We start from the raw sequence: 12,457 nt of genomic DNA, 5'->3' as shown, positions 1-12,457 counted from the left end.
CCTCTTTATTTGAATAATTGATATTCTAATCCACATGCAATTTCTATTGCATGATTAATTTCATTATTAAAAATCTGAATTGTATAAACAGTTTGTCCGTATACACTCAGATTATCCAAGAAAGAATAAGAACCACTTAACTTAATCTGATGCTTGTAAGTCTTTTCACCAGTCATCCACATATAGCGGCCTTTGTCACGGGCTTTAATACGGTTTTCATCATCATCAGCAAGCTTATATTGAACGTATGGGTAATAGGAATAAATTTCCTCTGGCTCTTCTACAGTTCCAACATTTGTTTTTTGACTAAATAAAGATTCAGCCGTATTCTCACCATGAATTGAGAAGATATATCCAATTCCTGCTTTCCATTTTTCCTGACTGTCATATTCAGCATTTAATGTTACAGCAAAACAATCTGGTCCAAATGGAGAGCCTATCCATGAACTGGTATCTCCAGATGTCTGCATATTATCCCGCAATCTATAAAGGGACCAGTCAGGACTCTGTTTAATATAAAGATATGGAGATGTATAAACACCTTCGAGATGTGTTTTTATTATACCTTTTTCAGGAAGATTTATATCATACTGAAAACCAAGTTGACCACCAATGCTGTCTGGAACAGACAAAGATCTATCAGATCTTGAGCCTCCCATATCCAGAATCTCATTCTGTGCATACATACCATATATCTTAAAGTTTTTGAATGGAATAATTTCAAACATTAAACCAAAATATGCACAAAAATGTCCTTCACCATAATATTTATGTTCGTTTTCTGTAAGTAAATGTCCATACTGTTCCCAAGAACCAAACTGGTGCATCAAAATAAAAGGATTCAAATAACGAAGTTCAAACGGAGCATTTAATAGAGAACCTTCAAGAACATTAACCTTTAGCCATTTAAATGGCCTTAAATCAACCTGATGAAGATATAAAAATTTTGTGTTATCAACTTCTGCTACATGAAGCGTATATTTTAAGTATTCTGTATACAGTCTGAGAGAACAATACATATCTGTTTCAAAAGTTCTGTTATAAAGAATACTTCCTAGCTGTGTGTTATAAATCTGAAGTCCTTCTTTTGCAATTGAAAAATCTATACCCCATTTATCAAAGGCATGACCAGCAGAACCATAAGCAAAACGTGGGAATGTAAATTCAAACTGATCCCCTGCATATACGATATTTGTAAAATTATCTGATTTAGCAATTGAGGGTTGATTTTTACCAATCATAAAATCCGGTTCAATCGTTACATAATCTGAAAAGCCAATTATAAGCGGGATTGTTATGAAAAAGTCTCGAAAATAATAATTAAAACTCCAGTTTACATCTTTATTAGATTTATAATAAAACTCTGGATTAACTTTTATATTTCCAAAAAGTCTTAATTCAAGTTCTGGAAAAAAATCATCATTCTTATTAAGAAAAGCTTTTACCTTTTCATACAAAACTTTTCCGCTGTCTGAAAGCTTTTCATATGGGATTCTTTTGAAATAAAATTTCATTTCACCAATAGACATTGGCTGTGTTTCAAAGAATAACTCTGTTTTAGATTCCATGCACAGAGCTTCAAGATCATCATATACCCAGTGACCAGATTTTATTATTTGAGTTGAATTACCTGATTTTGCAAATAACGAAAAAGTTAGCAATGAAACTAAAAATATAAAAACTATTTTCTTCATATATATAGAAAAATAACACTTTTTTCTTCTTAAAGCAATCTATTGTTAAGAACCAGATAAACAATTATACTTTAATCAATGAAACTTTTTATTGACTGCCGCATGCTTAACAGCGGAGGAATTGGTACTTATCTTGAATCTCTGCTTCCCTATTTTACGGAAGCCTACGATTGTACCCTTTTGATTTATAACAATCAGAAAAACAGTCTTCCTAAATTACCGGCTAATACACATATTATAGAAACTGAAATTCAGACTTTTTCCTTAAAAGAAATGTTCTTTTTTCCTAAAAGTTTGCGAAATATTATTAACCTGTGTGATTTTTTTTACAGTCCTTACTGCAATATTCCTAACGGCATCAAAATACCTGTTTTTTCAACTATTCATGATATAGTTTTTCTTGATGTTCCGGGACTTTCATCATCTTTAGGTACAATTGTTCGTAAGTTTTTTTATCAGAGGGCTATCAATAAATCTAAATCGATATTTACTGTATCTCAGTTTTCTGCAGACCGGATCAAAGAAAAACTCCGTTTGAGAAAAAAGCCTTTGATTGTCACATATAATTCTGTTCCTGAGCATTTTACAGCTAATAACGACAAACCTTCTACAGGTAAAATTACAAAAGACAACTCAATCATTTACGTAGGAAACATCAAAAAACATAAAGGGCTTTCTTATCTGCTTGAAGCTTTTGAAATCTGTAAGAAGAATGGTCTGGACTGTAAACTTGTAATAGTTGGTAATGCAGATAATTTCCGTTCCGGTGATTCGGAAATTGCACAGCGGCTTTCAAACTCATCAGAAAAAGATATTAATTTTACCGGCCGCATTTCAGACAGCGAACTTCAGACCTATTATCAGAAAGCAAAGCTTCTTGTTCAGCCCTCTTTATACGAAGGCTTTGGAATGCCTCCAATGGAAGCTTTATATCTGGGCACAAACGTTGTTATGTCTGATATTCCTGTATTCAAAGAAATCTATGAAGGATTTCCTGTTACATTCTTTATGACAGCAGACAGCAAAGATTTAGCAGAAAAAATCCAGGAAGCCTTTAATAAACCGGCCCCGGTCGCTTCTGCTATTCCTCAGAAATATTCTTTCAAAAATACAGCAAATATAATCATAAATACCTTCAGGAGCATAAAATGAAAGTTGCATTAGTTCATTACTGGCTTGTTACAATGCGTGGCGGCGAAAAAGTTCTGGAAACTCTTTGTAAAATGTTTCCGGAGGCTGATATTTATACAAATGTTTATAATCCTGATGCTGTTTCAGATATAATCAGAAGCCACAAAGTATATACTACAAAAATCAACAACTACCCTATGGCAAGAAAACTGTATCAGAAATATATGCCTTTTATGCCAAAAGCTTTAATGGAACTCGACCTTACAGGTTATGATCTTATTATTTCCAGCGAATCCGGTCCTGCAAAAGGGGTCTGCCCGGCTCCAGATGCATTCCATATCTGCTACTGTCATACTCCAATGCGATATCTATGGGATATGTATCATGAATATTTCAAGAAATCAAATCCTCTTGTAAAATTCTTTATGAAAAAGATGATACCAGGATTACGTCTTTGGGATATTAGTTCCAGTAATCTCGTAGATTACTTTGTAGCAAACTCTCATTATGTAGCTTCCAGAATCAACCGTTATTACAAACGAAATGCAGAAGTTGTTTACCCTCCTTGTGCAATCCAAAAATATATTGATAATCCACGTAATCCCGAAGATTTCTATCTTTTCTTTGGTCAGCTCGTCGGTTATAAACGTGCAGATCTTGCTATTGAAGCCTGCATTAAATCTGGACGCAAAATTGTTGTTATTGGTGACGGAAAATCAAAAAAAGCTGCTGAATATACAAAATCAGGTCTTGTAACTTTTACAGGACGCGTAAGTGACCAGGCAATTGCAGATTATCTTTCAAAGGCAAGGGCACTTCTTTTCCCTGGAATTGAAGATTTTGGTATTATTCCTGTTGAAGCAAATGCTGCCGGCTGTCCTGTTCTTGCCTATAAAAAAGGCGGTGCTTTGGATTCAATTAAGGAAAATGTTACAGGTATGTTCTTTGATGAGCAGACTACTGATTCACTTATCAAATGTATGGACTCTTTTGAAAAAAGACAGTCTGATTTCAACGACAGAAAAGCATTTACAGAACATGTACAGCAATTTTCTGAAAATGAGTTCATCAAAAAGATTAACTTTATTGTACAAAACAGAAATAAAATGTTATAATATAAAAACTATATATGGAAGTATCTGCGTATTTTAAGAAAAATCATCCACATACAAGCTCTTTTATCTCTGGCTTTTCTCTTTTTATTGTTGACGCCATTATACTTTTATTATGTATTGGTGCAGGCTTTTTTATTGTAAATATATTTGATTCTTCTGATATAAATTTTAAGTCTTTTGTAAATTACTCAGTTTACATTCCTTTTGTTCTGATTCTTTTTGCAGCAAACGGACTTTACCCTGGAATAATGAATTCTCCAACAGAAGATATTAAACATTATTTCGGTTGTACCTTTTTCAGTTTTCTTGCAATAATTCTTACTGTATATCTCGGAAATGTAAATGATGACTATCTATTCCTTGAAACTATTTTTAAGGATAGTACAGGAAAGGCTGTTGCTTGTGCATTTATGGTTTCTCTTCCAATCTGTACTATTGCACTCCCAGCATTCCGCGAAATTGCTAAACATACATTTGCACATTTCCGCTGGTGGGGAGTACCTGTAATCATTTATACAGATAAATCAAGCGGTAATTTTATTATTGAAAAACTCATTAAATTAAAGTATCTAGGATATCATCCGGCAATTATTATTGATTCCAGTGCTAAAGAGTCTTCTGATTATCAGGGAATTCCTGTTTATCCTCCTTCAGAAGATTTACACAAACAAATTAAGGCCCATAATATTAAACAGGCAATTATTTGTGATTATCAAGGCGATATGTCATACATCATGTCTTCTTACAGATATACTACTACTGTTTCAAAGCATCAGGCATTCTTTACAAATACACAGCAGCTCAAAGACATTGGTGGAATCATTGGTTTTTCTTCGATTCATAACCTTACTTTTAAGAGAAACCTTTTCATTAAACGCTGTATTGATGTACTTGCAATCTTGATTACCATGCCAATTGTTTTACCAGTTATGATTATTCTTGGCATTCTTACAAAGCTTACATCAAAAGGGCCTATTTTTTATGGTCATAAACGTATTGGTAAAAACGGTAAAGAAATTAAATGCTGGAAATTCCGTTCTATGTGTGTAAATTCACAGGAAATTCTTGAGCAGATTTTAGCTACTGATCCTGTAAGACGCGCTGAATGGGATAAAGATCGTAAATTTCTTGATGACCCACGTGTAACTAAGTTTGGAAAATTCCTTAGAAAAACAAGTCTAGACGAGCTTCCTCAGTTATTCAATATTCTGGTTGGACAAATGAGTCTTGTTGGTCCTCGCCCTGTTACTGAACCTGAACTTATAAAATATGGAGACTATAAAGATTATGTTCTTTCTGTTTCTCCAGGATTAACTGGAATGTGGCAGGTTTCGGGCCGCTCAGACACAGGTTATGAAGAGCGTATTTCTTTTGATACATATTATATTCAAAACTGGTCTATATGGCTTGATATCTGGATTCTTATCAAAACTGTATGGGTCGTATTAGTTGGAAAAGGTGCATATTAAAAAATGAAAAAACTTACTGCTATTATCCTTGGTTTACTTTTAACATTGCCATTTATTTACTCTGAAAATTTTAAAATTACTAAAGGTATTTATAATACAAAAGGCAATTTTAAATTAACTACTACAAAAGCCAGCAGCATTGAAAGAAACTATCCACTGGATAAAAAAACAATTTTTAATAATGAAGAACTTGAAGCTTATCTCGAGAATTATCATCAGCAACTTAAAAACTCACGCTTTTTTGAAGAAATTGATGTTAGCTGGGAAAAGGCCGGTACAGATGACGGTTTAATTTTAATCAATGTTATTGTTTCTGTTGTTGATTCAAATCACTTCCTTGCTGTTCCTTATGCAAACTTTAAGGATGATTCAACTGTAACAAAGATAATTCCAAAAATTAAAGCTAAGGATACTAACTTTCTTGGTACAATGAATCCTTTAACCTCTGATTTCAATATTGAAATAAAGAAGGATAAATCTCAGGGCTTCTGGACATTTTCGCCTGGATTCAATATTTCTTATGACTACCCTTTTAAGGCCGGTCCTTTTGATTTAACATGGGTAAATGATCATAGTATAGACTTCACCTTTGGTGATTCTCATCCTGAATGGAATGTTAAGACAGGATTAAAAGCTATTCTTCCATTTGATAAAATTTCCTTAAATCTTGAAGTATATCAATTTTGTGTTGGAGAAAATGATTACATTATTTATGATGATGAGATCTATTTTAAGAACAATATAAACTTTTCAACACCTATATCATTATATAAGTTCAAGAACTATACATATCTTACTTATACACCATCTGTTAATTTTGGTATTAATTATGATGTAAATGGTATAGATGAAAACAACTCTGACTTAAAAGGTCCTGATATTTCATTCTCTCATAAACTTTATAATTCAAATATCAACTGGAAGGGAAATTACAGACAGGGATATTCATGGAGCATTTCAAATTCCTGGCCATATAACTTCTATCGCAGCGAATGGTCTCCTTCAGTATCTATTGAAGGACAATATTTTAATTTCATAAAACTTGAAGATAGAGATTATTTAGATACAGTTGGAATTGCGATAGACCTATATGCATTTACATATTTTAATCTTACACCTTCAAAACTTTATGACAATTCAGTAAGCGGATATGGTGAAAAAATCGGAAGTAGAATTCGCGGTGTACCGGATGATACATATTTTGGAAATAAATCTCCATCATATACAACATCAACTGCAATTGTTATGAACTTTGATTTCCCAATTAATATTGTTACTACACATTTTAAGCATGATTTAATTAATTTTGATATGCAGTTCTCTCCATTTATGGATATTGCAATCTATAGGGACAGAGCTCTTCCATTACAGACAGACTCTTTAATCTGCTGTGGTATGGAAGTTCTTGTTTATCCATATAAATGGTCAAGTTTTACAATTCGTGGAAGTATTGGATTTGATGTAAAGAGTGCTATTTCAGAAAGAAATGTGATAAAAGGACTTCTTCATAATAAAGAAATCAGTATTGGATTAGGCCATCATTTCTAATCAAATACGAAAAACACTAATCTGTCATGTGTTCAAGCTGAAGCACAGCATCACGCTGCCAGTATGTTTCTGGGGTATATCTTGCAATAACTCTTAAAAGAGCTTTTGAAAAGTTTTTATAGCCTGCTTCTGTTGAATAACTTGCAAGAATATTAAAACTCTTCCATGCTGAATTCTTGTTTCCCCATTCAATAATATCCTGATAATAAGAAGCTTCCTGCATAAAGCCTTCAATATTCTCATATTCATAAATTGAATTACGCGAAATAAGAATCTCATTTATTCTTGTTAAACTTGTAATAGCTGCAAGTGCTGCAAATTCCAAAGCTTTATCATTTCTGTTTGCTTCATGATAATATTCTGCCAGCTGATTATATGCATCAATACAATTATATGAATTTGCACGATATAGATTAAAAAACTTAGTCATTGAATCATTCTTGTTAGCAGAAATTGTACCTATCATGGAACGCTTTAATGCAGCATCTTTATAATTTTTATCTTCTGCAAGTATATTCATCAGTCTTAATTCCATCTTAGCAGTATCATCTTCAAGACGACTGATTTCTGCCAGCATGTACAGAATTTCATACTTTTCATCTGGGATATCCAAAACATCAGCTTTATCCAGAGCCATAAGATAATAGTCTTCGGCGAATTTATATTCACCTTCGAGTTTATAAATATCTCCAATTAATTTGTGTGCTTCTGGGAAAGCTTTTGAGCTTTCAAGATATATCAAAAGATTATTTACAGAATTATCAAAATAATCCTTTCCCTTCTTTTTGATATAGTATTTTATAATGTCGGCTGTTTCGTATTCTTTTCTGTTTTCAAGGACAGTAAGAACAGGATCAAAATGATCTCCTGCTGCCTGCACACGTTTTGCAGAAAGAGAATTCTTTACTGTATTGATTTGTTTTTCAATGCGTTGTTTTCTGTATAAAATAGCATCTTCAGAATATTTTAAGGCTTTTCCATAATCGAGTGCATCCATAGCCTCAATTGCATTTCTATATGCTTCTACACTTTCATCCAGTTTTGCTTTTTTATCTGCAGCAAAAAGAGAAAAACACAAAGCAGAAAAAATAAAAAATAATACAGTTTTCTTCATAAAGATTTCAATTCTTCCTCAAATACTTTATCGGCATCTTTTGCATCAATCGTTCGTACTATTTTACCTTTTTTGAAGATTATTGCTTTATCTGCTGTTCCTGCAATTCCAAGATCTGCGTGACGGCCTTCTCCAGGTCCATTTACAACACACCCCATAACTGCAACTGTAATGTCCTTATCCATAGCCATAAGTTTTTTCTGCCAGCGGTCTACAAATGAATGAACATCAAAACCAATGCGGCCACATCGCGGACAACTTACAAGAGTAACTCCACCTGCACGTTTTCCACATTCTTTAAGAATATTTACACCGGCAATTACTTCGTTTTCTGCAGAAGAAGAAAGACTTACACGGATTGTATCACCAATTCCCTGAGCTAAAAGAGTCGAAAATGCAATTGAAGATTTTACAAGTCCGCCGATAAGAGGCCCCGCTTCTGTTACACCCAGATGCAGCGGATTATTATATTTTTCTGCATAAAATTTATTACACTGTATAGTTTCGTTAACATCTGAAGACTTCATGCTCACAACATACTGATCAAACTTAAGGTCTTCAAATACAGCAGCCTCGCGTACAGCAGTTTCACAAAGCCCCTGAGCACGTGTAATCTCACCTGCAGCAATCTGCTTCTGCAAATCCTGAGGAAGACTTCCGCTGTTAATTCCAATACGAATAGCAGCTCCATTTTCACGGCAGGCTTCTACAACTTTACGGGTATTTTCTACAGAACCGATGTTTCCCGGATTTATACGAATGGCAGCAACGTTCCCCTTAAGACATTCCAGAGCCAGTGTATAATCAAAATGTATATCAGCCACCAGCGGCATAGGAGTTCGTTCAGCAATAAGACAAAGCCCCTGAGCACTCGCTACATCAGGCACCGCAAACCGAACAATATCACACCCCATCAGCTTAAGATCATTAAGCTCACGAAGTATTCTTTCCAATTTATCATTATCAGAAGAAAGGTCTGTAATCCCCTCCTTCCACATAGTCTGCACAGTAACAGGATTATCCCCACCGATTATTATTCTATTAGTAACGCCCTTACCACCCAAAGCAACTTCTTTTGTTTTCATATAATAAATTATAACAATAAGTTAAATAAAAAACCATATCCCAAAAAGTGAGATATGGTGTAATAAGTTAATTTCACGATATGTGCCTTAAACCAATAAAACTGTGGGACGCAGGCAAAATGAAAAAGAGGGCCCCAGGGTTGCGCCAAGATTTTGCGTAGCAAAATCGAGAAGCATGGGACCCTGGGAGATTGCTTTTTCAGTTTTGCCGTCGCTGGGACCCGCAGTTTTATTGGTTTAAGGATAAGATCTCTGTCAATTAAGCAATTAACGAGAATACCATAGCGAACAAAGCAACAGACTCACAAAGACCAACAACCATGATGTACTGAGCAAAACCTTTTCCAGTTTCACCAAGAGCATCAGAAGCTGCAGCACCAGCTTTTCCCTGAGCAATAGCAGAGAAACACATAGCCAAACCAGAAGCAATACCAAGACCAAGTGCGAAACCTGGAGTCATAGCACCACTTGCTACCTTTGGTTTCATTGCAATATTCATAAGAAGGAAGCCGTAAATTGTCTGTGTAAGAGGAGCACCTGCAAATACAGTAAGGATGAATGGAGCCGGCTTGTTATTGATGTAACAGCGTTTCCAAGCACCAATTGCGCCCTGACCGGCAATTCCGATTCCGATTGCTGAACCGATAGCAGCAATACCCATACAAACAGCAGCACCGATGTAACCTAAAATATCCATAATTAATTCTCCTTATTATTTATCCGCACACAGCGGATTATTTCTAATTTTTTGAATCAGCAAACGGCTGATACTTTACACCACTCCAGCTCATTCCAATATGTGTACAGAACTCGAGAGTGTTCAAACGTACACCGTGAACAATAACTGAAAGTACATTCAAAATCATGTTCAGACCATGTCCGAATCCAAGCAGAACTATTGCTGCCAGGAACAGGATTGCGTGTCCGAGAATAGGACCAGCAAGAGTATTTACAGTATTCGAAATTGCTGCACCCGCAAGACCAACGGCCCACAGACGGATGTATGAAACAATATCACTGAATACGTTTACTACTCCAAGGAGTACCGAAATGATATTCTTACAACTTTCAAGAACAGAAGCTCCTATACTGCCTTCGTAATTTGCAAAGATAAAACTCATTGCAAATCCTACAGCAATCAAAGTAACTTCAATCTTACCAACCGGAATTGAACCGATATTACCGAGCATTGGGAATACCTGTCCATTTACAACCATTGCAAGAACAATCCAGAACATACCTACAAGCTGCATAAAAGAGCCGAGGTCTCCCAAAACCTTAAGTCCTTTTCCATCTATAAGATTTCTTATACCAGCTTTAATATGTGCTACGCAAAGCTGAACTAAAGCCAGAGAGAAACAGAAAATCTGCAGGTTCTGATCTTTAGTAAGATATACAGAAGGATCTGAATTCCAAGGAACATACCATTTAGTATCTTCATAGGCTCCAGAAATATACGGAATAGAAAGTTTTTTGAGCCATTCCGGAAGCATATCTGTAGGGATTCCAAACCATGTACAGGTTACGGCACCCCAGACAACAGTTGCTAAAGATACAAGCAGAATCAGTCCGAGAGCTGCAGGCACTTTCTTTCCAGTAAATGCGTTTTTCAGCATTAGAATGATTGTAAGTGCAGCAACAAGAAGACCGTATCCACCGTCTCCAAAAATCATTGCAAAGAAGACTGTAAAGAACAGGAGGAACCAGCCGGAAATATCAAACTCATGATAGCCTGGAACAGTTCCAAGGAAGTCTGTAAGAGGATAAATCAAACTTACAAACTTGTTGTTTTTAAGCTTTGTTGGAACCTCAACATCTTCATCTTCAGGATCAGCAAAAGCAACAGCCCAGCCATTAGCTGAACAGCAGCGCTTGAAATCTTCAAGATCAGCAGATGGTACATAGCCGCTAAGCCATGCAAGATCATTTTCAGTTCCATTCTTTTCGCAGCCCATACCGCAATTGACGTTCTCGAATTCTATATCGCTTTCAAGAGCTTTTTTGAACGCAGCGATTGCCGGAACATACTTAGCATTTTCAACATAGAATTTCTGTATCTCATCAATTTCTTTTTCATCGCGGCGAATTTCTTCTTCAAGAAGTTTTGTGGAAATTCTTGGATATGGAACTTCAAATGCTTCTGGAAGGAGTTTTTCAGGTCTGCCTTCACCACCGTTTACGATAAGGAAACGTACAGTCTTTTTATCGTTGTTTACGAGAATTGTCTGAATATCAGGGTCTACAAGATTATACTTTTCGGCGTTGATTTCATACAATTTAAGAGCAATGCCTTTTTCCTTAAGGAAGTCTAAATCTTCAATACATACACTTCCCCAAAGAGCAAATCGATCGAGTTCAGTAGTATCAGCAGAAATCTCTTCCATAAGCTGCTTACGGCGTTCACTTTTCTGAACAACCTCAGAACAAAGTTCAATTACCTTTTCATTTGAAAGAGAAGGTGCTGATCCTTTCTTCTGCTTAGGAAGTTTAATTTCTCCGAGGATAGACTCGGTGAGCATTGCGTTATTTGAATATTCTTTAAAGGCTGTGAGTTTTTCACCTGCTCCCTCGATTTTTTCAAGGTGAACAAGACCAATTCTTCTCAAAGCCTTAAGAGCCTCTTCTTTTTCCTTATTGAGAAGGACAATAGAGACTTTTTTCATCGGTTCAATCATTTAGCAGCCTCCATCTCTTCATCAATTTTAGCCTGCAGCTTTTTCTTTGAAATCTTACTGCGCACAACGGCCGCAACCTGTTCATCACCAAGGTATACGGTGATTTTCTTGATATTAGCCTTTGTTTCAGGAATCTTAACCTTTTCAAAAAGATTTACGCGCTGAGTTGTAGTACGTAATTCCTGACTAAGCAGTCTTACCTGCTCGTCCAGAACCTCTGCTTCCAGGTCAAGTGAGAGCGCCTTTTCCATACGGTCTGCCGCCATGTCAATCCACAGCGGTGTCTTGTAAAGGTCATAGTCGCCTCTTCCAAAGTCTGCACCTTCATATACCGGAATTGTTACACCGGCTATATTTCCAACACCCTTTTTGATGTTCTTTACAGTTACCATATCCGGAGTGAAAGCTTCACGTTCACCGAATACGGAAATCCACTGTTCGAACTCTTTTTCAAGGGCAACGCGGGCGGCACGGACTTCTTTAGCCTTGGCATCTATTGTGCGGATTTCTGTCTGAAGCTGCTGTTTTTTGAGAATCAAAGTAGGAAGATAACGCTTATACATTTTAAGCGCGTCTTTCTGGACCTTGAGCTCATTTTTTGTCAGCTTAATCTTTGCCATGCGCTA

10 protein-coding genes are annotated in these 12,457 nt (G+C 35.7%); 4 read left to right on the top strand and 6 right to left on the bottom strand.

Annotated elements, in window-relative coordinates:
* Nucleotides 1–5: 5 nt before the first annotated feature.
* Complete coding sequence (locus AABJ44_RS07035; protein WP_338371173.1) at nt 6–1,694, bottom strand: hypothetical protein; 1,689 nt, start codon at nt 1,692–1,694, stop codon at nt 6–8.
* Nucleotides 1,695–1,772: 78 nt separating this feature from the next.
* Here AABJ44_RS07035 and AABJ44_RS07030 point away from each other — a divergent pair, with 78 nt between their 5' ends.
* Genes AABJ44_RS07030 through AABJ44_RS07015 form a run of 4 tightly spaced genes read left to right on the top strand, consistent with a single transcriptional unit; the run spans nt 1,773 to nt 6,957 of the window.
* Nucleotides 1,773–2,846, top strand: a complete 1,074-nt coding sequence (locus AABJ44_RS07030; protein ID WP_338371171.1) for a glycosyltransferase family 4 protein — start codon at nt 1,773–1,775, stop codon at nt 2,844–2,846.
* Nucleotides 2,843–3,940 carry a glycosyltransferase gene (locus AABJ44_RS07025; RefSeq protein WP_338371169.1) on the top strand — a complete coding sequence of 366 codons (1,098 nt, stop codon included), beginning with the start codon at nt 2,843–2,845 and terminating at the stop codon, nt 3,938–3,940. The genes AABJ44_RS07030 and AABJ44_RS07025 overlap by 4 nt, the downstream gene beginning before the upstream one ends.
* A gap of 14 nt (nt 3,941–3,954) precedes the next feature.
* Nucleotides 3,955–5,409, top strand: a complete 1,455-nt coding sequence (wbaP, locus tag AABJ44_RS07020) for an undecaprenyl-phosphate galactose phosphotransferase WbaP (protein WP_338371167.1) — start codon at nt 3,955–3,957, stop codon at nt 5,407–5,409.
* Between the two features lie 3 nt (nt 5,410–5,412).
* The gene (locus AABJ44_RS07015) at nt 5,413–6,957 is read left to right on the top strand and encodes a hypothetical protein (RefSeq protein ID WP_338371166.1); all 1,545 of its coding nucleotides are present in this window, start codon (nt 5,413–5,415) and stop codon (nt 6,955–6,957) included.
* A 16-nt stretch (nt 6,958–6,973) separates the two neighbouring features.
* On the opposite strand, the gene AABJ44_RS07010 is transcribed toward AABJ44_RS07015, so the two are convergent.
* The 5 genes from AABJ44_RS07010 to AABJ44_RS06990 form a co-directional block, all read right to left on the bottom strand.
* Nucleotides 6,974–8,071 (bottom strand): hypothetical protein, encoded by a 1,098-nt coding sequence (locus tag AABJ44_RS07010; RefSeq protein ID WP_338371164.1) that lies wholly within the window; start codon nt 8,069–8,071, stop codon nt 6,974–6,976.
* Complete coding sequence (ispG, locus tag AABJ44_RS07005; RefSeq protein WP_338371162.1) at nt 8,068–9,156, bottom strand: flavodoxin-dependent (E)-4-hydroxy-3-methylbut-2-enyl-diphosphate synthase; 1,089 nt, start codon at nt 9,154–9,156, stop codon at nt 8,068–8,070. The genes AABJ44_RS07010 and ispG overlap by 4 nt, the downstream gene beginning before the upstream one ends.
* Before the next feature lie 259 nt (nt 9,157–9,415).
* A complete protein-coding gene (locus tag AABJ44_RS07000) occupies nt 9,416–9,853 on the bottom strand; it encodes a V-type ATP synthase subunit K (protein WP_074645247.1) in 438 nt (145 codons plus the stop codon).
* Between the two features lie 43 nt (nt 9,854–9,896).
* A complete protein-coding gene (locus AABJ44_RS06995) occupies nt 9,897–11,831 on the bottom strand; it encodes a V-type ATP synthase subunit I (RefSeq protein WP_338371159.1) in 1,935 nt (644 codons plus the stop codon).
* Entirely contained in the window at nt 11,828–12,451 is a 624-nt protein-coding gene (locus AABJ44_RS06990; RefSeq protein WP_074645243.1) for a V-type ATP synthase subunit D, read from the bottom strand. The genes AABJ44_RS06995 and AABJ44_RS06990 overlap by 4 nt, the downstream gene beginning before the upstream one ends.
* Nucleotides 12,452–12,457 lie beyond the last annotated feature (6 nt).

This window comes from Treponema bryantii, assembly GCF_036492245.1.
Taxonomy (GTDB): Bacteria; Spirochaetota; Spirochaetia; order Treponematales; family Treponemataceae; genus Treponema_D; species Treponema_D bryantii_C.
The sequence above is the reverse complement of the archived record's forward strand: the minus strand, read 5'-3'. Positions and strand labels throughout refer to the sequence as shown.

Bases quoted from the DNA above. Each gene is read 5' to 3' on its own strand.
- AABJ44_RS07015 (WP_338371166.1), top strand. From the start codon at position 5,413: ATGAAAAAACTTACTGCTATTATCCTTGGTTTACTTTTAACATTGCCA.
- AABJ44_RS06990 (WP_074645243.1), bottom strand. From the start codon at position 12,451: ATGGCAAAGATTAAGCTGACAAAAAATGAGCTCAAGGTCCAGAAAGAC.
- AABJ44_RS07000 (WP_074645247.1), bottom strand. From the start codon at position 9,853: ATGGATATTTTAGGTTACATCGGTGCTGCTGTTTGTATGGGTATTGCT.
- AABJ44_RS07010 (WP_338371164.1), bottom strand. From the start codon at position 8,071: ATGAAGAAAACTGTATTATTTTTTATTTTTTCTGCTTTGTGTTTTTCT.
- AABJ44_RS06995 (WP_338371159.1), bottom strand. From the start codon at position 11,831: ATGATTGAACCGATGAAAAAAGTCTCTATTGTCCTTCTCAATAAGGAA.
- AABJ44_RS07025 (WP_338371169.1), top strand. From the start codon at position 2,843: ATGAAAGTTGCATTAGTTCATTACTGGCTTGTTACAATGCGTGGCGGC.
- ispG (WP_338371162.1), bottom strand. From the start codon at position 9,156: ATGAAAACAAAAGAAGTTGCTTTGGGTGGTAAGGGCGTTACTAATAGA.
- AABJ44_RS07030 (WP_338371171.1), top strand. From the start codon at position 1,773: ATGAAACTTTTTATTGACTGCCGCATGCTTAACAGCGGAGGAATTGGT.
- AABJ44_RS07035 (WP_338371173.1), bottom strand. From the start codon at position 1,694: ATGAAGAAAATAGTTTTTATATTTTTAGTTTCATTGCTAACTTTTTCG.
- wbaP (WP_338371167.1), top strand. From the start codon at position 3,955: ATGGAAGTATCTGCGTATTTTAAGAAAAATCATCCACATACAAGCTCT.